General features: G+C 45.9%; 24 protein-coding genes. 17 read left to right on the plus strand and 7 right to left on the minus strand.

Annotated features, from left to right (window positions below):
• The first annotated feature begins 141 nt into the window (after nt 1-141).
• From iscR to FJD32_RS10685, 12 genes are all read left to right on the plus strand, one after another.
• On the plus strand, nt 142-603 hold the full coding sequence (gene iscR / locus FJD32_RS10630; protein WP_006081858.1) for a Fe-S cluster assembly transcriptional regulator IscR: 462 nt from the start codon (nt 142-144) through the stop codon (nt 601-603).
• A 78-nt stretch (nt 604-681) separates the two neighbouring features.
• Complete coding sequence (locus FJD32_RS10635) at nt 682-1,896, plus strand: IscS subfamily cysteine desulfurase (protein ID WP_140907024.1); 1,215 nt, start codon at nt 682-684, stop codon at nt 1,894-1,896.
• Between the two features lie 37 nt (nt 1,897-1,933).
• Complete coding sequence (gene iscU, locus FJD32_RS10640) at nt 1,934-2,317, plus strand: Fe-S cluster assembly scaffold IscU (protein ID WP_011072277.1); 384 nt, start codon at nt 1,934-1,936, stop codon at nt 2,315-2,317.
• Between the two features lie 14 nt (nt 2,318-2,331).
• Nucleotides 2,332-2,655 carry an iron-sulfur cluster assembly protein IscA gene (iscA, locus tag FJD32_RS10645; protein WP_011072278.1) on the plus strand — a complete coding sequence of 108 codons (324 nt, stop codon included), beginning with the start codon at nt 2,332-2,334 and terminating at the stop codon, nt 2,653-2,655.
• A gap of 15 nt (nt 2,656-2,670) precedes the next feature.
• Nucleotides 2,671-3,195 (plus strand): co-chaperone HscB, encoded by a 525-nt coding sequence (hscB, locus tag FJD32_RS10650; protein ID WP_055646618.1) that lies wholly within the window; start codon nt 2,671-2,673, stop codon nt 3,193-3,195.
• A gap of 67 nt (nt 3,196-3,262) precedes the next feature.
• Nucleotides 3,263-5,125 carry a Fe-S protein assembly chaperone HscA gene (gene hscA / locus FJD32_RS10655; RefSeq protein ID WP_140907023.1) on the plus strand — a complete coding sequence of 621 codons (1,863 nt, stop codon included), beginning with the start codon at nt 3,263-3,265 and terminating at the stop codon, nt 5,123-5,125.
• 8 nt (nt 5,126-5,133) lie between these two features.
• Complete coding sequence (gene fdx / locus FJD32_RS10660) at nt 5,134-5,469, plus strand: ISC system 2Fe-2S type ferredoxin (RefSeq protein WP_037418353.1); 336 nt, start codon at nt 5,134-5,136, stop codon at nt 5,467-5,469.
• Nucleotides 5,470-5,623: 154 nt separating this feature from the next.
• The gene (gene rimK, locus FJD32_RS10665) at nt 5,624-6,523 is read left to right on the plus strand and encodes a 30S ribosomal protein S6--L-glutamate ligase (RefSeq protein ID WP_037418350.1); all 900 of its coding nucleotides are present in this window, start codon (nt 5,624-5,626) and stop codon (nt 6,521-6,523) included.
• Between the two features lie 68 nt (nt 6,524-6,591).
• Entirely contained in the window at nt 6,592-6,789 is a 198-nt protein-coding gene (iscX, locus tag FJD32_RS10670) for a Fe-S cluster assembly protein IscX (RefSeq protein ID WP_037418347.1), read from the plus strand.
• A gap of 207 nt (nt 6,790-6,996) precedes the next feature.
• Nucleotides 6,997-7,164 carry a hypothetical protein gene (locus FJD32_RS10675; RefSeq protein ID WP_037418345.1) on the plus strand — a complete coding sequence of 56 codons (168 nt, stop codon included), beginning with the start codon at nt 6,997-6,999 and terminating at the stop codon, nt 7,162-7,164.
• Nucleotides 7,165-7,396: 232 nt separating this feature from the next.
• Complete coding sequence (gene ndk, locus FJD32_RS10680) at nt 7,397-7,828, plus strand: nucleoside-diphosphate kinase (RefSeq protein WP_011072285.1); 432 nt, start codon at nt 7,397-7,399, stop codon at nt 7,826-7,828.
• A gap of 298 nt (nt 7,829-8,126) precedes the next feature.
• Nucleotides 8,127-8,570 carry an Hsp20 family protein gene (locus FJD32_RS10685; protein ID WP_037430809.1) on the plus strand — a complete coding sequence of 148 codons (444 nt, stop codon included), beginning with the start codon at nt 8,127-8,129 and terminating at the stop codon, nt 8,568-8,570.
• A 108-nt stretch (nt 8,571-8,678) separates the two neighbouring features.
• Here the strand turns inward: FJD32_RS10685 and ilvN are convergent, their stop codons facing one another.
• The 3 genes from ilvN to FJD32_RS10700 all read right to left on the minus strand — a co-directional run bounded on the left by ilvN (nt 8,679) and on the right by FJD32_RS10700 (nt 12,495).
• Nucleotides 8,679-9,173: an acetolactate synthase small subunit gene (ilvN, locus tag FJD32_RS10690; protein WP_055646616.1), complete on the minus strand. Its 495-nt coding sequence runs from the start codon at nt 9,171-9,173 to the stop codon at nt 8,679-8,681.
• A complete protein-coding gene (locus FJD32_RS10695) occupies nt 9,173-10,891 on the minus strand; it encodes an acetolactate synthase 3 large subunit (RefSeq protein ID WP_140907022.1) in 1,719 nt (572 codons plus the stop codon). The genes ilvN and FJD32_RS10695 overlap by 1 nt, the downstream gene beginning before the upstream one ends.
• Before the next feature lie 449 nt (nt 10,892-11,340).
• Nucleotides 11,341-12,495, minus strand: a complete 1,155-nt coding sequence (locus FJD32_RS10700; RefSeq protein WP_240200014.1) for a multidrug effflux MFS transporter — start codon at nt 12,493-12,495, stop codon at nt 11,341-11,343.
• Nucleotides 12,496-13,045: 550 nt separating this feature from the next.
• Between FJD32_RS10700 and FJD32_RS10705 the strand changes: the two genes are divergently transcribed.
• Nucleotides 13,046-14,920 carry a choice-of-anchor I family protein gene (locus FJD32_RS10705; RefSeq protein WP_140907020.1) on the plus strand — a complete coding sequence of 625 codons (1,875 nt, stop codon included), beginning with the start codon at nt 13,046-13,048 and terminating at the stop codon, nt 14,918-14,920.
• A gap of 128 nt (nt 14,921-15,048) precedes the next feature.
• Here the strand turns inward: FJD32_RS10705 and FJD32_RS10710 are convergent, their stop codons facing one another.
• Nucleotides 15,049-16,407: a PLP-dependent aminotransferase family protein gene (locus FJD32_RS10710; protein WP_140907019.1), complete on the minus strand. Its 1,359-nt coding sequence runs from the start codon at nt 16,405-16,407 to the stop codon at nt 15,049-15,051.
• 91 nt (nt 16,408-16,498) lie between these two features.
• On the opposite strand from FJD32_RS10710, the gene FJD32_RS10715 reads away from it, so the two are divergent.
• Both FJD32_RS10715 and FJD32_RS10720 read left to right on the plus strand, forming a co-directional pair.
• Complete coding sequence (locus FJD32_RS10715) at nt 16,499-17,125, plus strand: LysE family transporter (RefSeq protein WP_037431083.1); 627 nt, start codon at nt 16,499-16,501, stop codon at nt 17,123-17,125.
• Nucleotides 17,126-17,349: 224 nt separating this feature from the next.
• Nucleotides 17,350-19,107, plus strand: a complete 1,758-nt coding sequence (locus FJD32_RS10720) for a SulP family inorganic anion transporter (RefSeq protein WP_037418330.1) — start codon at nt 17,350-17,352, stop codon at nt 19,105-19,107.
• A 551-nt stretch (nt 19,108-19,658) separates the two neighbouring features.
• On the opposite strand, the gene FJD32_RS10725 is transcribed toward FJD32_RS10720, so the two are convergent.
• On the minus strand, nt 19,659-20,330 hold the full coding sequence (locus tag FJD32_RS10725) for a glutathione S-transferase (protein WP_037418325.1): 672 nt from the start codon (nt 20,328-20,330) through the stop codon (nt 19,659-19,661).
• A 272-nt stretch (nt 20,331-20,602) separates the two neighbouring features.
• Here FJD32_RS10725 and FJD32_RS10730 point away from each other — a divergent pair, with 272 nt between their 5' ends.
• Nucleotides 20,603-21,604: a rhodanese-related sulfurtransferase gene (locus tag FJD32_RS10730; RefSeq protein WP_037418375.1), complete on the plus strand. Its 1,002-nt coding sequence runs from the start codon at nt 20,603-20,605 to the stop codon at nt 21,602-21,604.
• Nucleotides 21,605-21,994: 390 nt separating this feature from the next.
• Here the strand turns inward: FJD32_RS10730 and ylqF are convergent, their stop codons facing one another.
• Both ylqF and FJD32_RS10740 read right to left on the minus strand, forming a co-directional pair.
• Nucleotides 21,995-22,936, minus strand: a complete 942-nt coding sequence (ylqF, locus tag FJD32_RS10735) for a ribosome biogenesis GTPase YlqF (RefSeq protein WP_037419203.1) — start codon at nt 22,934-22,936, stop codon at nt 21,995-21,997.
• 124 nt (nt 22,937-23,060) lie between these two features.
• On the minus strand, nt 23,061-23,900 hold the full coding sequence (locus tag FJD32_RS10740) for a 2OG-Fe(II) oxygenase family protein (RefSeq protein ID WP_140907018.1): 840 nt from the start codon (nt 23,898-23,900) through the stop codon (nt 23,061-23,063).
• A 377-nt stretch (nt 23,901-24,277) separates the two neighbouring features.
• Between FJD32_RS10740 and FJD32_RS10745 the strand changes: the two genes are divergently transcribed.
• The gene (locus FJD32_RS10745; protein ID WP_140907017.1) at nt 24,278-25,183 is read left to right on the plus strand and encodes a bifunctional methionine sulfoxide reductase B/A protein; all 906 of its coding nucleotides are present in this window, start codon (nt 24,278-24,280) and stop codon (nt 25,181-25,183) included.
• Nucleotides 25,184-25,225 lie beyond the last annotated feature (42 nt).

Here is a 25,225-nt window from a genome sequence, read left to right on the forward strand (position 1 = left end):
AGGTTAAATACCCCACCAAGATGAAAGGGTATTGGTTAACGGCACGCTTAAATACTTGAGTGTTTTACTCGGTTTTATACTTGACTGATTTACTCGGGTATGTTGAAATAGCTCCATACCTGTTCGGGAGCTATGGTAGTTATGAAACTTACATCTAAAGGTCGTTATGCAGTAACCGCAATGCTTGATGTGGCTATCCACTCAGCTTCAGGACCAGTTCCCTTGGCGGATATCTCTGAAAGACAAGGGATTTCGCTTTCCTATCTGGAACAACTCTTCGCAAAGTTACGCAAACATGGCCTAGTGGCAAGTGTCCGAGGTCCTGGTGGTGGTTACCGTTTAGGCCTAGAGGCAAATGATATTTCTGTTGGCATGGTGGTTCATGCCGTTGACGAGTCTGTCGATGCGACTCGTTGTCAAGGATTAGGCAATTGCCAGAGTGGAACTCGCTGCTTAACGCACTCGCTTTGGGGCGATTTAAGCAAACAAATTTCAGATTTTTTAGATGGTATCAGTCTTGCGGGCTTAATGCAGAAACGAGATGTGCAATTTATTTCGCTTAAGCAAGACACTATGCAAAAGGAGCAAAGAGTCAGCTTATAGGCTTTTTGTTATACGATAAAAATTATTTTTGTACGTTGTATGTAGCCTCGGCAGAGACTGCTAAGTACGGAGTGTGTTATGAAGCTTCCTATCTATTTAGATTATGCCGCCACCACGCCTGTTGATCCGCTAGTTGCGGAAAAAATGTTCCAATACATGACGATGGATGGCATTTTCGGTAACCCAGCATCACGTTCTCACCGTTATGGTTGGCAAGCTGAAGAAGCGGTAGATGTCGCTCGCAACCAAGTGGCTGATCTTATCAATGCAGATCACCGTGAAATCGTGTTTACCTCTGGTGCAACTGAGTCGAATAACCTCGCCATTAAAGGCGTTGCGCATTTCTACAATAAGAAAGGCAAGCACATTATCACCAGTAAGACTGAACACAAAGCTGTGTTAGATACTTGCCGTCAACTTGAACGTGAAGGTTTTGAAGTCACCTATTTAGAACCAGAATCTAACGGCATTATTCCGATGGCGCGCTTAGAAGCGGCTATGCGTGACGATACTATTCTCGTCAGTATTATGCACGTCAACAACGAAATCGGTGTGATCCACGATATCGATGCAATCGGTGAGTTATGCCGTTCAAAAGGCATTATTTTCCATATGGATGCGGCGCAAAGTGCTGGTAAAGTACCGATTGATGTGCAACGCACTAAAGTAGATCTGATCTCCATTTCTGGCCACAAAATGTATGGTCCTAAAGGGATTGGTGCCTTGTATGTTCGTCGTAAACCCCGTATCCGCTTAGAAGCGCAAATGCACGGTGGTGGTCATGAGCGGGGTATGCGTAGTGGTACTCTGCCAACTCACCAAATCGTCGGTTTAGGTGAAGCTGCGGCGATTGCAAAAGCTGAAATGGCAACAGATGACGCGCGTATTGCTAAGCTGCGTGACAAATTATGGAATGGCATCAAACACATTGAAGAAACCTATATCAACGGTGATATGACTCAGCGTGTGAGTGGCAGTCTCAACGTTAGTTTCAACTATGTTGAAGGTGAGTCACTGATGATGGCCTTAAAAGATTTAGCGGTTTCATCGGGTTCGGCTTGTACCTCAGCCAGTTTAGAACCGAGCTACGTGTTACGTGCACTGGGCTTAAATGATGAAATGGCGCATAGCTCGATTCGTTTCTCTATCGGCCGTTTTACCACCGAAGAAGAAATCGACCACGCTATTGAAGTTATTACTCAATCTATTGATAAATTAAGAGAAATGTCTCCATTGTGGGAAATGTTTAAAGATGGCATCGACCTGAATCAGGTGCAGTGGGCCCATCATTAATTCGACTAATGACAATAGATAATTTTGGAGCAGTATCATGGCTTACAGTGAAAAAGTGATAGATCATTACGAGAACCCACGTAACGTTGGTTCTTTCGATAAAAACGATCCTTCAGTCGTAACCGGTATGGTGGGTGCACCAGCTTGCGGTGACGTGATGAAGTTACAACTGAAAATCGGTGCTGACGGCATTATCGAAGATGCTAAGTTCAAAACCTATGGTTGTGGTAGTGCGATTGCATCAAGCTCACTGGTCACTGAGTGGGTTAAAGGCAAGACAATTGAGCAAGCTGCGGCGATCAAAAACACTGATATAGCTGAAGAGTTAGCTCTGCCACCCGTAAAAATCCACTGTTCTATTTTGGCTGAAGACGCCATTAAAGCGGCGATTGACGAGTACAAATCTAAACAAGCTAAGTAACATCTGGAGTTAAGATGGCAATTACAATGACCCCAGCGGCAACTGAACGCGTCAGGTCTTTCTTAGCAAATCGAGGCAAGGGAATTGGTCTGCGCCTCGGCTTAAAGACGTCAGGCTGTTCAGGTATGGCTTATGTGCTTGAGTTTGTTGATGCACTGAACGATGACGATGAAGTATATGATATTGATGGTGTAAAAATCATTATCGATGCGAAAAGCTTTATCTATCTTCAGGGCATTGAATTGGATTTTGTTAAAGAAGGACTGAACGAAGGTTTCCAATTTAACAACCCGAACGCAAAAGGTGAGTGCGGTTGCGGTGAGAGTTTCACTGTTTAATTGCCGAATTGACGCATGAATTATTTCGAGCTGTTTAAGTTTTCTCCTAGCTTCGATATTGACACCGCATTGCTTGCAGAACGCTACCGCGACCTGCAACGTGCGGTTCATCCCGATAAGTTTGCCAATGATACCGAGCAACAACGGTTGTTGTCAGTGCAACGCACCGCACAAGTCAACGACGGTTATCAAACCCTAAAAGATCCCATCCGCCGTGCTGAGCATATGCTCTCCCTGCGTGGTATTGATTTAAGTCATGAGACTACGACAGTGAAAGATACTGCATTTTTAATGCAGCAGATGGAATGGCGTGAAGCACTTGAAGATATTCGTGATAGCGCCGATCCCCAAGCCAGCATTGATGAACTGTACGATTCTTTTGCGACTTACCGCGCTCAGTTGAATAAAGTATTGGCTTCACAGCTGAGCAGTGGCAGTGACGAAGACGCCTTGTTAGCGGCAGATCAAGTTCGCAAACTTAAATTTATGGCAAAATTACACGATGAACTGACGCGTATCGAAGACGCGTTGCTCGATTAATTTTCCTTATTGCAGTTATTTTGCCGATTCCGATTGATTTGAGTCGGCGTTACTAAGTTGGATACATATGGCCCTTTTGCAGATTGCTGAGCCCGGACAAAGTGCCGCGCCGCACCAACATAGACTTGCCGTTGGCATCGATTTAGGTACAACCAATTCACTTGTGGCTGCTGTACGCAGTGGCGTAACGGCAACCTTGCCTGATGAAAACGGACAGCATTCTTTACCTTCGATAGTTCGTTACACTCATGATGGAATTGAAGTGGGTTATGTGGCGGCGTTAAGTTCAGCGCAGGATCCTAAAAACACTATCGTTTCCGTTAAACGTTTCATGGGGCGTAGTCTTGCGGACATCCAAGCTGGTGAGCAATCTTTCCCATATCAATTCGATGCCAGTGAAAATGGTTTACCGCTGTTTGTGACGCCCCAAGGTCGAGTGAATCCGGTGCAAGTTTCTGCCGAAATTTTACGTCCCCTAATTGAGCGCGCCGAAAAAACCCTTGGCGGTGAGCTGCAAGGCGCAGTGATCACTGTGCCTGCGTATTTCGATGATGCCCAGCGTCAGGGAACTAAGGATGCAGCATCGTTATTGGGTATTAATGTTTTACGCCTATTAAATGAACCCACTGCGGCTGCGATTGCCTATGGCTTAGACTCTAAGCAAGAAGGTGTTATCGCCATTTACGATCTCGGTGGCGGCACCTTTGATATTTCTATTTTGCGTTTAAACCGTGGCGTATTTGAAGTACTGGCTACGGGCGGCGATTCTGCGCTCGGTGGTGATGATTTTGATCATCTTTTACAAGCACATATGCAGCAAGTGTGGCAACTGACTGATATCGACTCTCAGTTAAGTCGCCAGCTATTGATTGAAGCGCGCCGGGTGAAAGAAGCCTTAACCGATTCGAGTGATACTGAGGCTAGTCTTACCCTTGCCGATGGTTCGGTGCTCAAACAAGTGGTTACTAAGGCGCAATTTGAGAGCCTCATCGCTGCGCTTGTTAAGAAAACCATCGCAAGTTGTCGCCGCACCCTACGTGATGCGGGCGTAACGGCTGATGAAGTGCTTGAAACCGTCATGGTTGGCGGCTCTACCCGCGTGCCTTTAGTACGTGAGCAAGTTGAAGCCTTTTTTGGTAAAGCGCCATTAACCTCAATCGATCCTGATCGTGTTGTCGCCATTGGCGCGGCGATTCAGGCTGATATTTTGGTCGGTAACAAACCCGAATCTGAATTATTACTGCTCGATGTGATCCCCTTGTCGTTAGGGATTGAAACCATGGGCGGTTTAGTGGAGAAAGTGGTGTCTCGTAACACGACTATCCCCGTGGCACGCGCCCAAGAGTTTACCACCTTCAAGGATGGGCAAACGGCGATGGCGTTCCATGTCGTGCAGGGTGAGCGCGAGTTAGTTGACGATTGCCGCTCTCTAGCACGCTTTACCCTAAAAGGTATTCCACCGTTAGCGGCAGGTGCAGCCCATATTCGGGTGACCTTCCAAGTGGATGCCGATGGATTATTAAGTGTGACGGCCATGGAGAAATCCACTGGCGTGCAATCGAGCATTCAGGTCAAGCCTTCGTTTGGTTTATCGGATACTGAGATCGCGACTATGCTCAAAGACTCGATGAAGCATGCTAAAGAAGATATCAGCCGCCGTATGCTGGCTGAGCAGCAAGTTGAGGCGGCGAGGGTGCTTGAGTCCTTGAATGCGGCGCTCTCTAAAGATGGTGACTTACTTACAAGCGATGAGCGTCAGCAGATTGATATTGTGATGGCTCAGCTGGTTCACGTCGCTGGCGGTGATGATGCTGATGCAATTAAAAATGCGATCGAAACTCTTGATGAACATACTCAAGATTTTGCCGCAAAACGTATGGATAATTCTATTCGAGTGGCCTTTAAAGGTCAGTCAATTGACAAGATATAGGTGATGTGATGCCCCAGTTAGTCTTTCTTCCCCATGCTGAGTTGTGTCCCGATGGCGCAGTATTGGAAGCTGAAGTAGGTGAAACGATTCTCGATGTGGCGCTGCGCAATGGCATCAATATCGAACATGCCTGTGAAAAATCCTGTGCTTGCACTACGTGCCATTGCATTGTGCGTGAAGGATTTGATGAGCTAGAGCCAAGTGATGAACTTGAAGACGATATGCTTGATAAAGCTTGGGGACTCGAGCCTGAGAGCCGCTTATCCTGTCAGGCTAAAGTGGTTGATTGCGATCTGGTGATTGAAATGCCTAAATACACTGTCAATATGGTGAGCGAAGGCTAAGTCACTTTTGTGCTGAAATCGCCAAAAACCAGTCCTAGTGACTGGTTTTTGGCTTTTGTAGACTAGCATTTGCGCAAGCAATAATAGCCATGATTGATTTATCCTTAAGCAAGCGTATTATGCGCTCAAAATGAAATGGTTGTCGGAGACCAGAATGAGAATCGCGATCCTATCGCAAGGGCCTGAGCTATATTCCACAAAGCGACTCGTTGAGGCTGCGACATTACGTGGTCACGAAGTCAAAGTGATCAATCCGCTCGAATGCTATATGAACATCAATATGCGCCAATCGAGCATTCATATTGGTGGTGAAGAATTACCGCCCTTTGATGCGGTGATCCCACGCATAGGCGCATCAATTACCTTTTATGGCTCTGCGGTATTGCGCCAGTTTGAGATGATGGGCGTCTACGCACTCAATGATTCTGTTGGCATTTCGCGCTCCCGCGACAAGCTGCGCTCAATGCAGTTGATGTCACGTCGTGGTATTGGTTTACCTATCACTGGGTTTGCTAACAAACCAAGCGATATTCCTGATTTAATTGATATGGTCGGTGGCGCACCGTTAGTGATTAAATTGCTTGAGGGCACTCAAGGTATTGGCGTTGTTTTGGCTGAAACCCGTAAAGCGGCCGAAAGCGTGATTGAAGCTTTTATGGGATTAAAGGCTAATATCATGGTACAAGAATATATCAAAGAAGCTAACGGTGCGGATATTCGTTGTTTTGTCCTTGGTGATAAAGTAGTCGCCGCGATGAAGCGCCAAGCCATGCCTGGGGAATTTCGCTCAAACCTCCACCGTGGTGGTACGGCAAGTTTAGTTAAACTCACGCCAGAAGAACGCTCAGTGGCTATTCGTGCCGCTAAGACCATGGGCCTGAACGTTGCGGGTGTGGATTTATTGCGTTCCAACCATGGCCCATTAGTGATGGAAGTGAATTCTTCACCAGGCCTTGAAGGGATCGAAGGTGCTACAGCTAAGGATGTCGCTGGGGCGATAATCGAGTTTGTTGAGAAAAACGCAATTAAGACAAAAAAAACAACTCAAGCGTAAAGTGAGTGGTGATTAAGCTAAACTCAGGTGAAATGCGTTGAAGTGTCCGTTTGCATAGGGGAAAGAGGATGTCATTAAAGTGGATTGATTCATTAGATATCGCCTTGGAATTACTGGAAAAACATTCAGATGTTGATCCCCGCAAACTGCATTTTACCGAGTTGTATGAGTGGGTGTTAGCGCTAGAGGATTTTGATGACGATCCTAAACATTGCAATGAAAAGGTATTAGAAGCTATTCAACAATGCTGGATCGAGGAAAAATAACATCAGTTACTCACCTTGTTGTTGCGGCAACTTGTCCACGAAAAAACTAATTGGTGTGACATCTATCACACTTATTTGGCTGTGAAATGGGATTTTAGTCGGAGTTTGATCAGTATCAAATTCCTTTTTATTGAATAACGTACCTTGTTACTTATCGGTTAAGCAGTTAACCGCTTAATATTATTCTCGCAACGCAAGGATGTTCACATGAAACTTTTGTTTGCTATGTTATTCACACTGTTACCCGCGTTGGCATGGGCTCATCCTGGTCATGGCGGTGTCGGTTTATTCCATCATTTGCTCGATTTAGCGCCAGCGGTTATTTTGGTTGCTTTAATTGCTTGGGCAGGAATTTGGGCAAAAAATAGAAAGTAAGCTAATTTGATAATGCTTACTCCTGTATTCATCTCCTTAGAGATATCTCGATAATAAATTGCCAGTTGCCTTTAAATGACAACTGGCGTTTTTTTGTGTGATCAATCTGGTTACAAATCCAGCCAATGTGCGCAATATCTCAGACTTATGTGCTTTAAAGATAGGATTTACTTTTTAAATTTCGTATAATCCGCGCGAATTTTTTCAAACTTGCTGACAAAGGAAGCTTGTTATGGCGATCGAACGCACATTTTCTATCATTAAGCCTGATGCTGTTGCTAAAAACCACATCGGTGCAATCTACAACCGTTTTGAAACTGCTGGTCTGAAGATCGTTGCAGCTAAAATGTTACACCTGACTAAAGAACAAGCTGAAGGTTTCTATGCTGAGCATAGCGAGCGTGGCTTCTTCGGTGCTCTGGTTGCTTTCATGACTTCTGGCCCAATCATGGTTCAAGTATTAGAAGGCGAAAACGCTGTTTTAGCTCACCGCGAAATTTTAGGTGCAACTAACCCAGCTCAAGCGGCTCCTGGTACTATCCGTGCTGATTTCGCTCAAAGCATCGACGAAAACGCAGCTCACGGTTCAGATTCTTTAGCATCTGCAGAACGTGAAATTGCTTACTTCTTCAGTGCTGAAGAACTGTGTCCACGTACTCGTTAATTTGAGTGCGGACCGAAGAAGGGAGCCTTAGTGCTCCTTTTTTATTGGCTGGAATTGGCTAACGGAATCGCGTTGGCGTGTTTGTAATGCACTATTTTTATTTGGTTTTTAAATTTTTTTAAATTTCTTCCTTGAAATCCGCTTTCCTATCCTTATATCTATTGCAGGATCGCTCGATGAGGATCCCAATCGATTCTGTGCCGTTAGGACAGAAGTTAATTTAGGCGAAACAAATGTGTGTTTTCAACCTGAAAACCGTTCGCCAATTTCCCATATTGCTTAAGATAAGGATATGAATATGCGTACTTATGATTTAACTCCTCTTTACCGTAGTGCTATTGGTTTTGATCGTTTAGCCCAGATGGCAGAACATGCTGCCGCGAATAATGGCAACTCAGGTTATCCTCCATATAATATTGAACTCCTCGGCGAAAATCGTTATCGCATTACGATGGCCGTGGCAGGATTCTCGATGGAAGAGCTTGAGATCAGTAGCGAAGGTGAGAAATTACTGGTTAAAGGCAATAAGGCCGAAAGCCAAACTGAGCGTAAATACCTATACCAAGGTATTGCCGAGCGCGGTTTTGAGCGCACCTTCCAACTGGCTGATTATGTGACCGTATTGGGTGCCAGCTTAGAGAATGGTTTATTGAACATTGATTTAGTGCGTGAGATCCCAGAAGCGTTAAAACCACGCAAGATTGAAATCACCACCTCGCGCTTATTAGATAGTCAATCCTAATCCAGCATCGCGCGGATAAAGAAGGGGAGCTAAATGCTCCCCTTCTTGTTATTTTTTGTCTGGCTCGAATTGGAGATGTTTTCTAAGCGTTATCTTTATAAAAGTTCTTTAGGCTTTCATCGCTTTTTCGCCGCGAGCTAAGCCGACAACGCCCGAGCGTGATACTTCAACGACTTTGGTCACTTCACCCATGGAGTGAATAAAGGCATCAAGTTTTTCGGTCGTGCCCACCAATTGAATGGTGTAGAGATTGGCGGTGACATCGACAATCTGCCCACGGAAGATATCGGCGGTGCGCTTAATTTCTTCCCGTAATTCTCCTTGGGCGCGGACTTTAACCAGTGCCAACTCCCGCTCAATATAAGCCGATTCGGTGACATTCGATACCTTAAGCACATCGACTAACTTATGCAGCTGTTTCTCGATTTGCTCTAGCACTTTCTCGTCGGCCACCACGGTTATATTGAGGCGCGATAAGGTGTTATCATCGGTTGGTGCCACAGTTAAACTTTCAATGTTGTAACCGCGCTGGGAAAACAGGCCGACAACACGGGATAGGGCGCCGGATTGGTTTTCGAGTAATACAGATATAATTCGACGCATTAGCATTTCTCCGTTTTGCTTAACCACATTTCATTCATCGCGCCGCCGCGGATAAGCATCGGATAAACGTGCTCAGTCTCATCCACCATAATGTCGATAAATACCAATCTGTCTTTCATGGCGAGGGCTTCGGCCATCTTAGATTCAAGCTCTGCGGGATCGCTAATCGTCATGCCAACATGGCCATAGGCTTCGGCAATTTTGGCGAAGTTGGGTACCGAATCCATATAGGAATGGGAATGGCGACCCGAGTAGATCATATCCTGCCACTGCTTAACCATGCCGAGGAACCGGTTGTTTAAGTTGATAATTTTAACCGGCGTATCGTATTGCAGCGCTGTAGATAGCTCTTGAATGTTCATTTGAATTGAACCATCACCCGTGACGCATACGACGGTTTCATCCGGCATCGCCATTTTGACACCCATTGCAGCGGGTAAACCAAAGCCCATGGTGCCAAGGCCACCGGAGTTAATCCAATGGCGGGGTTTATCAAAGGGATAATAGAGTGCGGCAAACATTTGATGCTGGCCCACATCCGAGGCGACATAGGCCTCACCATTAGTGAGTTTGTAGAGAGTTTCAATCACTTGCTGTGGTTTGATCCGATGACTTTCCTTATCGTATGCCAAGCAGTTACGCTCGCGCCACACAGTGATTTCTTGCCACCATTGATTGAGCGCCTCGCTATCATTGCTCTCCTTCGATTCTTCAAGCAGGGCTAACATGCTGTCTAATACAATATCGGCCGAGCCAACGATCGGGATATCCACTCGTACGGTTTTTGAAATCGATGAGGGGTCGATATCAATATGTAAGATGGTGGCGTTAGGGCAGTATTTTTCGATGTTGTTGGTGGTTCTGTCATCGAAACGCACGCCAATCCCGAAGATAAGATCGCAGTTATGCATGGTCATGTTAGCTTCATAGCGACCGTGCATCCCCAACATACCTAAGCTGTTTTTATGGGTTCCAGGGAAGGCGCCAAGGCCCATTAAGGTGCTGACAACGGGGATATTTAACTTTTCTGCTAGGCTTAAGATCTGCTTTTCACTGCTAGAAATAATCGCGCCGCCACCCACATAAAGCACGGGTTTTTTCGCTGCTAATAATGCCTGTAATCCTCGACGAATTTGACCTTTATGGCCCGATGTCGTTGGATTATAGGAGCGCATTTTTATGCTCTCGGGGTAAATATAGTCGTGCAGTAATGCCGGATTGAGGCAATCCTTGGGCAAGTCTACCACGACGGGGCCAGGACGACCCGTGGAGGCAATATAAAAGGCTTTTTTTATGATCTCAGGAATTTGAGTGGGATCTTGGACTAAAAAGCTGTGTTTGACGACTGGGCGTGAAATCCCAATCATGTCGCATTCTTGGAACGCATCGTTACCGATTAGATTGCTCGGCACTTGGCCAGATAACACCACTAATGGAATCGAATCCATATAGGCAGTGGCGATGCCAGTAATGGCATTGGTGGCTCCTGGGCCTGAGGTCACGAGTACTACGCCCACTTTACCCGTGGCGCGGGCATAACCATCGGCCATATGCACGGCGGCCTGTTCGTGGCGAACCAGGATGTGTTCAATACCGGGGATAAGGTGCAGGGCGTCGTAGATATCTAACACTGAGCCGCCAGGATAACCAAATATGTGCTTTACCCCTTCATCAATAAGGGAACGCACAATCATGCTGGCGCCGGATAACTTCTCCATGTGAAACTCCTATTGCATAGTACCGTTACGGTAAACAGTATCTTGTTACAGCGACGGTAATCGCTCTAAAAATAAGCCTGAAGGGTAATTCAGACTCCGTTTGCTGAACTTGAAATCATCGATTTCAAGTGCTCATCCCTTTGGATGCAGCAGCTGTTGCAATGAACAGAATTTCATCATATTCAAAAAAGAACACATTTCAAGGGTTTTCTGTAAAAAATAACCAACTTGAGACAATTTCATGTTTAGGCGCGATAAATGCTTATGAAACGGGAGTTTTTGTGTGGGGTGATTTTATTTAATCACTTTAATTAGAATGGGTTAGGTGGTTTATAATGAAAAACGGCACCTGAGCGCCGTTTGTTTAGGGAAGGCTTAATTTGTTACAAATCAACCACAAAAGCGATGAAAACTATGATTGCTTCGCTTACGCGGCATAAAGGCGCAGATTATTGCTTTGGTTTGGCTTGATGAGTCTGTCGGTTAAATTGACAGAATCCCACCAATAATACCGCCGTCAACATTAATGCCGAGAAGGGCACTGCGGTGCCATTGTAAAACAGCGCGAGTAATGGTCCTGCAAGGGCGCCAAAGCCGAATCTTAAGGTGCCAATCACCGCCGTTGCAGTGCCTGTTTCCTGCTTAAATTTCATTAACACAATGGCATCAGCATTAACAGACATAATGCCAAGAGAACCCATCAGTGGAATAAGCATCAACACGGTAAAGTGGTAACTGAAACCCAATAAATTCACTCCCAGTAAACCTGCAGCTGCGAGCGCTCCTAAGAAAGTCGACACGTGCAACATCCTTAACGAGCCATAACGGCCCACAATTCGGGTATTGATGATATTTGCCAGCATCAGAGCGCCCACATTGGTACTAAAGAGTAGGGCAAATAAGGATTTATCTAATGAAAAAACCTCCATATAGACAAAGGGCGATGCCGTTAAATAACAGAAAAAGGCAAAGGAGGTGAGCACACCGCTGGCAATATTCATTTTGACGCCTGGGCGTGAAAACACAGTGGCATAGGCGCCCAAAAAAGATTTTTGGCTGCGGCTACTTTGATCTTTATCGCTGGGCATTCTCAGCAGCGTAATGACCAACATCAGTAATAACAGGGCATAGGCTGATTGGATAAAGAAGATCAAATGCCATTCGCCAAGTTCGAGGATAAGACTACCAATACTGGGGGCTAATAATGGCGCTAACATCATGATTAAACTGACATAAGACATACCTTTAGCCGTGTTTTCACCATAGACTTCTTTGATATACCCAGGGACAACCACTGTGGCCGCTGCGCCGATAAAAGCTTGTAAAAAGCGCAGGCCCAAAAACACTTCAATCTGCTCGGCTAAGCCTAACAACAGGCTAGCTAACATAAAACCTGATAGTCCCATAATCACCATGGGACGACGGCCAATACGGTCAGCAAGCGGCCCAAAGCACAGCATGCCGAGGGCATAGCCGCCTAAGTAAACACTCAAGGATTGTTGCACTAAGGTGATATCGGTATGAAAGCTATGGGCGAGTGTTGCCATAGCGGGCAAATACATGTCAATCGCGAGCGGCGTGATCGCGACAATGGCGGCAAGCATTGGGATAAGCAAGGCCAAATGGGGAATATTACGCTGTGTGGTTGAATTACTTGACGATTGTAGGTCCACAGTTACCTCGAGTGGCGAAAGAAGGCGATATAAAGTGTTATGTCACTCGAAAATCAAAATTGTAGGGTAACAATTTTGCTTATTGGCGACTCATTTCGCCTCGATTGACATAGCATATCGTGCCATGAGCATTGGAGGAGTATAGGGGAGAAATGAGTGACCAGCGTAGACCCAACCAACAGTTGAACTGAGTGATTGGTCTTGTCATCGAGTATAAGGATATTAAGCCATAACATAGTAAAACGCTCAGGCGAATAAGCCAATCTCGATGACGATATCTTTACACTTAAATTGTAACCAAAATCGATTTACTGCCTTTTTATTGCATTGATGCACCAATGTACGCCTGAGCGTCATTCCTTCGACTGGGATTGTCACGTCACCGTCATCTATATGTCATCTAACCGTCTTGAATGCGAATTAGTTTATTGGGCTTTAGTTTAACCCTACGACTTATAACAACACATTCAGGAATGAAGCAATGAACACAAAACGACTGCCGCTGGCTGGTGCGATACTGGCAAGTTTACTCCTTAGTGCCTGTAATGGTGATGACGGTACCAATGGTGAGCAGGGGGATAACGGCTTAAATTCATTAGTGAACGTGACTCCACTCTCTATTGGTGATGCAAACTGCCCCGCCGGTGGTCAACGTATCGATACCGGGCTTGATGCGAATCGTAATGGTAAGTTGGAAGAGACTGAAATCGATGCGGCGCAAACGCAATTTATTTGCCAACCCCAAGCAGTTGGAGTCAAGGCGGAGCTTATTGGTCGTCATCAAACGGGCGTTTATGGCCTGAGCGCTGCTGAGATTGTTGAATACCACAGTGCTTCTCAGCGTATTTTTGTGGTCAATGCGAGAAGCGGTAAAGTCGACATTATCGATGCCAACTTACTTGGCAACGCTGCTGAGGCAACTGCGCCATTAGCCTTGAATAATCTTGATAAGCTCGGCGAACTGGATGTCGCCAAAGATGTGGGCTTGAGTTTTATGGGCAGCGTTAACAGTGTCAGTATTTATGGTAACTTGTTAGCGGCGGCCATTGAGCGCGGCGATGCAGCGGGCAATAAGACTCAAGCCAATGGCTATGTGGCTTTCTACCAACTCAATGGCAATGAGACACCGCAGTATCTCAGCGCGGTTGAAGTCGGTGCATTACCAGATAACGTAGTCTTTAGTCATGATGGCAAAACGGTACTCGTTGCGAATGAAGGTGAACCAAATCAAGACTATAGTATCGATCCTGAGGGTAGTGTAGCCATTATCGCCATTGCGGATGGTAAACCCGCAGCAACGGCGACGCTAGTGACATTCACCGAGTTTAATCAGGGCAATGCTCGCTATAATGAAATCACCAAGGACATTAAAATCAATGGCCCTATGGCCACTGTCGCGCAAGATTTGGAGCCTGAGTATATTAGTGTCAGCCCCGATAACAGCCGAGCCTTTGTGAGCTTGCAGGAGAACAATGCCATCGCGGTGATTGATATCGCCAATGCCAAAGTAACGAAAATTTTACCCTTAGGACTGAAGGATTATGGTCTTGATGTGAATAAAATTGATGCAAGTGACAAGGACGATATGGTCAACCTTCAGGCCTATGCGGGCGTGTATGGCATGTATCAACCCGATACCATTGCGAGTTACCGTTGGAATAATGCTGATTTTATTGTTACCGCAAACGAAGGAGATTCCCGTGATTATGCTGGGTTTTCGGAGGAAGCCCGTGCCGGTGACTTAACTTTAGATCCTAATCATCCACAATTTGCTGCCGCAAAAGATAAGACCCAATTAGCCCGTTTGAAAGTGACTAAGAGTATGGGTGATGACGATAACGACGGCGATTATGACAAAATTGTGAGCTTCGGCGCGCGTTCTTTCTCAATCTGGACCGCCGATGGTCAACAGGTGTTTGACAGTGGCAGCGATTTTGAGCGGTTCACCGCAGCCTTGTTAGGCAATAACTTCAACAATAACAATGAAGAAAACAAAGGCGATAGCCGCAGTGATGATAAAGGACCCGAGCCAGAAGCCTTAGTTCTAGGCAAAATTGGCCAAAAACGCTATGCCTTTATCGGGCTTGAACGTACCTCTGGTTTTATGATGTACGACGTGACAAATCCTTTTGACGTGCATTTTGTGGATTATGTAGTAAACCGTGATTTTGACTCGAGTTTCAGCATTAATACAGATACAGGTGAAGTGAAAGGTGATGCCAGTTTAGCGGGCGATTTAGGGCCAGAAGGCATGAAGTTTGTGAGTGCCGAGAAGAGTCCTAATGGTCAGCCTCTGTTGATCATTGGTAATGAAGTCAGTGGCACAACCAGCGTGTACCAAATCAAGGTGCAATAGCCATAGCTTGTGTTCAAGGTGCGATAACTTTAGATCTCAACATCTTAAATGCTTGTAAGTAAGCTTAAAACGCCAGAGCATCACTCTGGCGTTTCTTTTTGCTTCTTTCTCGCGATAAAAATGCAAGGTTAAACGACTGAATAGGCGTTTTGCTTGAGTGCGCTAAAGGTGGATTCGATGCATTCGAGCGCAAGCTGGAATTGGGTATCGTTTTCGGCGCCACCTAAACTTAAACGGATAAAGTTATCATGACAGTTAAAGTCATCCCCATTGCGGATCAGTACACCTTTAGCTGCTAAGGCGGTCACCAGATGATGGGCTTTAATGTCTTCGGGTAACTGGATCCAGCCATTTAAACCCCGCCAGCGCTGAGTTAACCCCAGCTTGTCGCCCAGTGCTATGCATTGCTGCTGACGCGCGCGAATAATTGCATCGCGATTGGCCGTGATGTGCCCACGCTTAATCAGCTGACAGGCGAGCTCCACATTGAGCGGTGAAACCATCCAACATTGGCTATGAATGGCGAGGCGCAATGGTGCGATAAGCGGCTCGGGTACTAGGATAAAACCTTGCCTTAAGCCCCCTGAAAACAGCTTAGAAAGGCTTGAAATGTAAATGACCCTCGGCACATTCAGCGTCTGTGCTAACTGCCACAGTGGAGGGTGCCATTCCTCGGGGAGAGAATAATTCACATCATCTTCAATGATATAAAACTGGTACTGCTCCGCGAGTGCCAACAGTTTTTCTCTCTGTTGCTCACTGTATTGAATGCAGGTGGGGTTTTGATTGTTGAGGGTTAAGTACACCAATTTAGGTTGATGGATTTGTACTAAAGCCTCGAATCTTGCCAGATCGACTCCGTCAGCGGTTAATGGCACGCCAATGCTATTGATACCCAATTGTTTCGCGCAAATACGCACACCGGGATAGCTGTACTGCTCGTGCAGTAGCACCTCGCCCTTGGTGAGGAAGGCATTAAGGCAGGCAAAAATGGCCTGTTGCCCACCATGTGTAAAGATCAGTTGCTCGGGTTGCTGTTCAATACCGCGTTGTAAAAGCCAGTGGTGAAATATCTGTTGATGTTGATCTAAGGGGCTGGCGCGATAGCCAAGGAGTTGACTCAGTTTCGCTGGATCCTTAGCCAGTTGGCTTAGGCAATCACTCAGCGTACTTATTTGATCCGTCAGCGGTTGCTGACAAGTTGCCATATTGAGCTGCAAATGACTGAGCTCTGGCACGGGAGAGGCGTTGACATAGGTACCATCACCGATACGCGCTTCCACATAACCGCGTTGCTCCGCTAGAGCATAGGCCCGAGTGACAGTGCCTATGGTCACTCCAAGTGCATCGGCTAAACGCCGCTGTGGTGGGAGTTTTGTGCCATGGGGCAGGGTCTTACACAAAATGCCTTGTTCGATCGCACTGACCAGACGTTGATATTTAGGACCTATAAATGCTTCTAGATCCGGCGTCCAAATTGTACCCATAACAATAAATCCATTGATCTCCGCTAATCTCCCTATATTATTTATTGTATCTTTTATTGTCAAACATTGTATGCATGCAATTTAGGTGTTTATGGATATTCAACTTTTTAATGATCCACAACTCTGGACTTTAATGGCCTCAGCGGCACTTTTTTGTGCAACCATGACCATGACTCCGGGGCCGAATAATATTTTACTCGCCAGCTCCGGCGCTCATTTCGGGGTGATGCGTACCATTCCACATATTGCAGGGATCCGCTTAGGTTCGACCTCTTTGCATCTGTCGGTGTTATTGGGTCTTGGCGCTTTATTCGAGGCGTTTCCCGTGTTGCATCAAGTGCTAAAGTACGCAGCGTTACTATATTTGTTGCACCTTGCCTATCGATTAGTCACCACTCCTGTTAAGGCGGCGCATTTGGATGACGGGCGTCAGCCGATGAGTGTGATGGAGGCGGCGCTGTTTCAGTGGATTAATCCTAAATCTTGGATGTCGACCATTACCCTTTGTAGTGCGTTTACCTTAGGGGGCGATGGTTTTTGGCTCAGTGCATTACTAGGCGTGTTAGTGTTTAATCTGGTGGGATTTCCCGCGTCCTTCACTTGGGTGTTTGTTGGTGCAACAATCAGTAAAAAACTGAATACGGATAAACGTCGACGCCATTTTAACTGGTTTATGGGCAGTTTATTGTTGGTGTCCTTACCTATGATCCTGCGGTAAGCAGAGCTCATTAGGCTAAAAGCTTAAATATTCTGGGATACTGACTCGCTTAATGATTGGCTTTATGCCATAACCAACATAATATTGATGGCTTTTTTAGATAACGGTTTTATATACCTAAATAAACTGAAGAAGTTGGTGCCGTGGGTATTGCACCGATATAAGGTGAGTTATCTAACCATAACAAGTTAGCAATTGACTTGGGAGTATATGGAGGTTAGCGCGTGAAGTTTCCCAGTTTAGTATCATTTATGCCTGGTTTGGCGCAGATGCTGCAGTACGAGAAGCAATGGCTCAGGGATGATGTTCGAGCCGGATTATCCGTGGCGGCGGTCGCTTTACCTGTAGCCATTGCCTATGCACAACTTACAGGGGTTAATGCCGCTGTCGGTTTATACTCCTGTGTGTTGCCAATGTTAGTGTATGCATTGTTTGGTACTTCTAGACAATTAATCGTTGGTCCCGATGCCGCGACTTGTGCCGTGATTGCCGCAGTTGTGACGCCACTTGCTGCTGGCGACAGCATGAAGCACTGGCAACTCGTGATGACCATGACGGCCATGACCGGTTTTTGGTGTTTAATCGCCAGCCGTTTTCGCCTTGGCGTCTTGGCGGACTTTCTCTCAAAACCGATTTTAATGGGGTTACTTAATGGTGTGGCGATCACTATTATCGTCGGTCAATTCTCAAAGATTTTTGGTTTCACCTTCGATGAGCGTTATTTGATTGAGCGCTTATCCGGTGCGCCTTCCTATCTCACCAAAACACACTGGCCCACCTTATTGATGGGATTGGTGACCTTAGCCACCTATGCCTTAATAAAACGTTATCGTCCACAATGGCCTGCTTCAATGTGTGCAATGGCAATGGCTGCATTTTTGGTTTGGGCCTTTAACTTAACCAGCTTCGATATCAATGTGGTGGGCGAGGTGAGTGCAGGCTTACCTTCGTTTCAAGCGCCGGTTTTTAATATTGGTATTGCCCGTGAACTAGTTGTGCCTGCGCTTAACTTAGCCATGGTGAGTTTTGTGAGTATGATGCTTACTGCACGCAGTTTTGCGGCTAAAAATGGCTATGATATCGATGCGGACAAGGAGTTTCGAGCCCTCGGCATTGCCAATATTGCTTCAGCTTTATCACAAGGTTTTGCGGTCAGCGGTGCTGATTCGCGTACAGCTGTCAATGATGCTAACGGCGGTAAAAGTCAGCTTGTATCAATCATCGCGGCGTTATTGATTGCGATCGTCGCGTTGTTTTTTACTGCACCATTGAAATATATCCCCAGTTCTGCGCTTGGGGTCGTGTTGGTGATTGCCTCAATTTCATTGATTGATTTAAAGGCGCTGTGGAATCTGCGCGTCAGAGACCGCTCAGCCTTCTTGCTTGCTTGTACCACATTGTTTTCAGTACTGTTTATTGGCGTTATCCCTGGGATTACCTTGGCGGTGTTACTGGGTTTATTCCAGTTTTTAGCGACTGTGATGCGGCCAACGGATCAAGTGTTAGGGCTTGATCATAAAGGGGTTATCCGCAGTGTAGATGATTCGGGCAAGGCTAAGTCTGTGCCTGGGGTGTTTATCTACCGCTTTAATTCACCCTTAACCTACTTCAATGCCACTTACTTTAAACGTCGGTTACTGGAGAAGTTTATCCGTGAGCCTGAACCCGTCGATTGCATCATTATTGATGCCGTGCCGTGTTTTACCCACTTGGATTTAAGTGTGATGGCCATGCTTGCAGATCTCCATCAATTATTGAAGAAGCGTGGGATACGTTTAGTCTTGGCGGGGCGTAAAAGGCAGATGCTTGGCTGGTTTGAACAGGCGGGGATCCCGTCAGGCGAAGGCGGCATTTTAATTCGGCCAGATTTATATCTTGCGCTGAAAATGAACCAAAGTTACAAGCAAGCGCTAGCAGAAGGCCAAGCACCTGTTATCAAAAAAGCGCCTGAGGATGATGTGCTACTTCATAGTCATTTATAGGATGCTATTTTAACGAAAAAGCGCGGACATTACCGCGCTTTTTGGTTTATTGTTCAAGTGCATAGAGTTATGCACTTTATACTTGATGCCTCAAAAGTATGATGGTTGTGGCGTAAAGAGCCGCTCGTCATTTGAGTATCATAACTACGCGTCATTCCTCGTTTCGCGAGCTTGCGCAACATCTAACGCTTAAACATCAACCCGTTCTAGTCATTTTGCAGTTTATCTAAAGGGATTAAACCATGATAGGCATAGTAGCCTATGGGTCCTAAAAATAAGCTTAGCAGGCACCATAAACATTTTTTGTTAGTGCTGAGGTTAACTTGGCTCTTAAATACTCGAGCTGCGAATAAGCAATGCAGTAGGGCTAAACCGATGAGCATCGCTATGATTATAATATCCGTATTATCCAAGTACTTTATCCCTGTAATTCATCGTGATGATTTAGCATAAAATGTTAAAAAGGATTTACTCACTTTACCTAAGTGAGAGCTACTTTACGTGAACATTTTACCGATTTCTATAGGGTATATAAAAATAAACGTTAATTCTTATTTACTTATAGACGTTCCTAACAAGTAATTTGGGGTATTACCAGTCTGCCAGATCACATATTTAGTCATGGCATGTTGAAATATGTCAGTGCTTGTTAGCTCAGTTAACCATGCCATAAGCCGTGGGAAATCACCGTTCAAATCCCGTTTGGCATCCACCGCAGTAAATTGGCGGATAAAAGGCACAATGGCAAAATCAGCAAGGCTTAACGCAGGGCTGATAAGATAAGGATGTTGCTGAAGCTGTGCTTCGAGCCGTACCAGAAAAGTGCTGGCCTTGGCGAAATAATCCGCCTGCGAGTATTCAGGATACCGATCTGCATATTTGTACTTATCCAGCCAAGGTTTAAATTCAACATCATTCTGCACAATAAGCTCATTAATCAGGCTTTGCGCTGAGGTGGTTTGTCCGAGTAACTGCTGTGCGGCTGGCGAGTCAGCCTTATGCAGTCCCCAGAGCATAATATCCAAGCTCTCAGCAATCACCTCTCCAGTAGGGAGCTGCAATACGGGCACTGTGCCCTTGGGGGAGATGGCTAACATCTCTGCGGGTTTCGCTTTAAGGGTGATTTCTCTCACTTCCACTTGGCATTGGCCGAGCAATAGCCCAAGTCTAGCGCGCATAGCATAAGGACAGCGGCGAAAACTGTAGAGTATGGGTAAGGGCATAGTCTTATTCCTTAATGCAATGATAAAAACGATTTAGTCACGACTGTGGGTTAAAAGTTGGCAATAGTAGTGACTTTAAAACAGAAATACTGCGTTTATTACTGATTTTTCCACCGTTTGCCTGTAAATAAGCAATGACCTTGGTTTTTGTCTGTGTTTATCCGACTGTGACTCAGGTAGAATTTCGCCCTATTTTTGCGACCTAGCTTAGGCTTGGGTGATTATTGGTTAATGCACTGGAAATTAAGTTCCAGCCAGCAGTTGAGGGTGTTATGTCTAATGTTGTTGTTTGTGCTTTATATAAGTTTGTTTCATTACCGCATTTTGAGTCGCTGCGTGAGCCACTCCTGTCCATGATGGAACAGGCCGAGATTAAAGGCACATTGTTGCTGGCAAGTGAGGGGATTAACGGCACTGTGGCCGGCACTCAAGCGGCTATCGACGCACTGCTGGCTTGGCTGAATAACCAAAATGGCCTTGAAAACATCGTTTACAAGTTATCCTTTGACGACGAAATGCCTTTCTACCGCACCAAGGTGAAGCTGAAAAAAGAAATCGTCACCATGGGCGTCGAGGGTATCGATCCGCTTAAAGTGGTGGGCACTTACGTTAAGCCACAGGACTGGAACGCGCTGATTTCCGATCCTGAAGTCATCCTAGTGGATACCCGTAACGACTATGAGGTGCAAATCGGCACCTTTAAAAATGCCATTAACCCCGTGACCGAAACCTTCAGAGAATTCCCTGAGTATGTTAAGCAGAATCTCGATCCTGCCAAGCATAAAAAAGTGGCGATGTTCTGTACTGGCGGTATTCGCTGCGAAAAATCAACCGCTTATTTAAAAGAGCAAGGCTTTGAAGAAGTGTATCACCTCGAAGGTGGCATCCTTAAATACCTTGAAGAAGTCAAACAGGAAGAAAGCCTGTGGGAAGGCGAATGTTTTGTCTTCGATAATCGTGTGGCGGTCGACCATGATTTAAAGAAAGGCCAATACGATCAATGCAATGCTTGTCGTATGCCAATCACTGAAGCGGAAAAACTATCCCCAGCTTATGTGCAAGGCGTGAGTTGCCCACATTGTATTGATAAGATTTCTGAGGAGCAGCGAAAGCGTTTTGTTGAACGTGAACGCCAAGTGAATTTAGCTAAATCCCGTAATGAGGCTCATATTGGTAGTGATGTGAATCATGTGATTGAAGCCCGTCGACAAAAGAAAGAAGCACTGCGCAAACAAGCTGCAGAGAAAAACAAAACCAAGCAAGCTAACACTTAACGCATGCACAGCTAAGGTGATGCTGTTCAATTATGGACAGCCTCACTTTTTTTACCGGACGATTATGCAGCAGAAATGGCAAGCTCTGGCCCTTACTTTCTGTCATAAGAGCCGCTCGTCATTTGAGTAGAATAACGACACATCATTCCTCGTTTCGCGAGCACGAGCTTGCCAGAACGAACAAAATCTAATCTCGAAACGTCAACACGCCCTAGAACTAACAATTTAATTCTGAATGTCTTAAAGAATGTCCTATATGGCAAAATCGATTGGTCGCGCTAATGATAAAAATGACCACTGGTTATCTTTAATGAACATCCGCCCCATTAACGGGGCGGTAGAGCATTTACCAATGGAATTCACTGATATTTAAGAGTGTTCAACCTAATATTAAACGTTATGACGTTTGCCAGAGCGTTTCAGTTTTTCAGCTTCTAGCTTCGCGGCTTTCTCGGCGGCCTTTTCAGCCAGAATGCGTTCCACTTCGGCTTTTTCGATTTCAGCCATCGCAGGCGTTTCAAGGGATAACAGGCCAATTCGACCTGAGCGGTAATCGTGTAATACGACTTCCGAGGCTTTATGCAAATCGATGCGACCACCGGGACGCAGGGCGCCACGTTTACGGCCGATTTCTTCGAGTAACGCCATATCATCCTTAGGTAACTCGCTGATGTTATAACGCTCGCAAATTTCCTTCGGATAGGCCTTTAAGAAATAACCTGCGGCAAACAGCGCCACATCTTCGTATTCCATAGCGGTATCTTTAATGGCACCCGTGACGGCAAGGCGATAGCTACTAGCTTCGTTATCAACCTTAGGCCATAAAATCCCTGGCGTGTCCGAGAGCACAATACCGTTGCGCAGGTTAATGCGCTGCTGGGTTTTGGTGACGGCGGGTTCGTTACCGGTTTTGGCGATAACGCGACCGGCTAAGGTGTTGATAATGGTGGACTTACCCACGTTTGGGATCCCCATGATCATAGTGCGAATATCTTTTTCAGTTTTATCGCGACTCGGTACTAACTTACGACAAAGATCCGGCAGCATTTTTAACATACCCGGTTGCAATGTGGTAATCGCTGTGGCTTTTACCCCTTGTTCACGCTCAAGATATTCAATCCACTGGGCGGTAATGTCGGGATCGGCTAAGTCGGATTTATTCAGTAGCTTAATACAAGGTTTGTCGCCGCGAAGCTTTGACACCATGGGGTTTTCACTACTGTAGGGAATACGGGCGTCCAGCACCTCAATTACTAGATCGACCTGAGGCATAGCCTCTTCGATCTCTTTGCGTGCCTTGTGCATGTGCCCCGGATACCATTGAATTGCCATGATAGCGCCTTGTTCTAAATGACCTAAAGACGCTTATTCTACCTTGAAGGCGACGAATGTCATAAAAAAAGCGCCCGAAGGCGCTTAATTGCTTAATCTTGATGCGAATTTGAGCATGTATTGCTTAAAGTACGCCTAGCTCGCGTAATCTTTCCATTAGGTAGCTGTCGGCGGTATAACGCTCAGACAGCACGACCGAAGGTTTAGGGTGTAAGAATAAGGGCAGTGAAATACGCGACTTAGTCTTATCCGTGCCTTCTGGGTTAATTACGCGGTGTGAGGTTGATGGGAAGTAACCACCCGAGGCTTCCTGCAACATATCACCAATGTTGATGATAATATTGCCAAAATCACTTGGCACATCTAACCAAGAGCCGTCTTTGGCTTTGACTTGCAACCCTGGCTCGTTGGCCGCGGGCAGCACAGTGATAAGGTTAATATCTTCGTGGGCCGCTGCGCGAATAGCGCCCATTTCTTCATCGCCCGTCATCGGTGGGTAATGCAGAATGCGCAGCAGGGTTTTGTGGCTGTCGGCAATCATTTCTGGCAGCGGAATCGAGAACTTAGCTTTAACCTCGTCTGGCGAGTAGGTTTCAATCCACTCTAACAGTTCAGCGGCCAGCGCATTAGCTTTTTCATAGTAAGCCAGAATATTGGAACGCAGTGAATCTGGAATACGACCCCAAGGGTACACGTGGTAATACTCTTTGATGTCTTTAACCGTGTGGCCTTTTGCTGTTTCAGAAATCGACGCGGGGAAGAAGCCATCGTGGGTTTCACGATTGAACATAAACTCGTTCTTAGCGTCAGAATTGAAAAAGGCTTGCCACTCAGCGTAAATGTTTTCGACCAGCTCTTTATCGATAGGGTGGTTAGAGAGCACACCAAAGCCCGTTTCACGTAGGGATTCGACAAAGCGTTTGGCGCTATCGGCTGCGCGATAATCAATGGTTTCTAATTTCATATTGTTTCTACTTGTTATATATGGTTGTTAACCAAACACTTTCTAAGGATAAAGGTAAGGAGTCATTGCCACTTATCTCATTATCGGTATGGTGCGCTAAGCCCTAGTGCAAAGCGGCCAAAATAGAAAGCATTTGGGTAGAGAATTGACCCGCAGCAAGTGTAGCTTTGCACTTTGCTTGGTGCAAACACTCAAGACGATGGACTGAGATTACTGCTGAATTTTCCTCCAGTTATTTAAGCAATGGCTCAATCAACAGGATTTTATCGACTAAAGCGGCTACTATGCCAAAAAGCCAATTCAGGCCGAGGCGCAATAAACCTAAGGAATAAACGGTCTTATGCAGGCGAATACCTTAGGAGCTAAAGGAGACTTTTATGAACAAACTGACTGATTTTGAACGCTATGTCATAGAAGAAAAGGGCACTGAACGTCCCTTTAGCGGTGAGTATTATCAACATGACGCCAAAGGCGTGTATTTGTGCAAAAAATGCCATGCACCTTTGTATCGCTCAGAAGATAAGTTTAATGCCCACTGTGGTTGGCCAGCCTTCGATGATGAAATTCCGGGCGCTGTGAGTCGTCATGTTGACGCCGATGGTCGCCGTACCGAGATCGTCTGTAGTCAGTGTGGCGGTCATTTAGGCCATGTGTTTGAAGGAGAATATTTAACGCCAAAGAATATTCGTCACTGCGTTAATTCTGTCTCCATGGTGTTTCAAGCGGCCGATGAGGTGACAACATTAACGCATAAAACGGCCTTTGCCACCTTTGGTGCGGGCTGTTTTTGGTGTGTTGAAGCGATTTTTAAGAGCCTGAAGGGCGTGCTGAATGTCAGCTCTGGTTACTCAGGTGGGGATGCTAGCGATGCCGATTATAAGTCGGTGTGTTCGGGATTAACTGGGCATGCCGAAGTGGTGCACATCGAGTTTGACCCCGCACAAATCAGCTTTACAACGCTGCTGCAGGTGTTATTTGAGAGTCACGATCCCACCACGCTCAACCGCCAAGGTAATGATAAAGGGCCGCAGTATCGCTCCGTCGTCTTTGCCCACGATGCGGCGCAGATTGAAGAAACCAATGCCATGATTGCCAAATTAACCGAGGCAAGGGTATTTGATGCGCCGATCGTCACTCAAGTGGTGGCCTTTGAGTCTTTTTATCCCGCGGAGGATTACCACAATGATTACTTCGCCCTGCATGGCGAGCAGCCCTATTGCCAAATTGTGGTGCGTCCAAAGGTTGAAAAGGTAAGAGCCCTCTTTGCAGAGCTACAAGCATAGGCTTAATGTGCGACCAAAATGACGGATAAAAAACGCCACCGA

This window comes from Shewanella sp. LC6 (genome assembly GCF_006385735.2).
GTDB classification, from domain to species: domain Bacteria; phylum Pseudomonadota; class Gammaproteobacteria; order Enterobacterales; family Shewanellaceae; genus Shewanella; species Shewanella xiamenensis.